This is a genomic window from Pseudomonas juntendi (genome assembly GCF_009932375.1).
In the GTDB taxonomy this organism is placed as follows: Bacteria; Pseudomonadota; Gammaproteobacteria; order Pseudomonadales; family Pseudomonadaceae; genus Aquipseudomonas; species Aquipseudomonas juntendi.
Window position 1 is genome coordinate 1 of record NZ_BLJG01000548.1, and the last position, 320, is coordinate 320.

Annotated in this window: 1 pseudogene; it reads right to left on the bottom strand. The window is 68.1% G+C overall.

What is annotated here, in order from left to right:
* Nucleotides 1-320: pseudogene (locus GYA94_RS27200) on the bottom strand (GreA/GreB family elongation factor); the annotation flags it as partial.

A 320-nucleotide genomic window follows, 5' to 3' on the forward strand; every position in this document is an offset into this window, starting at 1 on the left:
TCAGGCCGCGCCCGGCATCCGCCTCATCCTCGCCCACCAGCCGTACCTCATGCGCCTGGTCTTGCGCGTCGACAAAGCGTACCCGGCTGCCAATCTGCACCTTGCTGTGCGACGTCGCGGGCGGTACCACCTGGGCGCTCTGCACCCGCGCGCTGAAGTACCGCAGGTCGCGCTCGGTATCGGCCAGCCGCTGCTTGTCCACACGCTCGCCCTGCGCCTGCAGGTCGCTGCGCAAGGCATTCAACTCGGCCACACGTTCCTGCAACTGGCGAAGGCCGCTGGCGGTCACGTAGTTGGGTTGCTCACTGACGCGCCGCTCT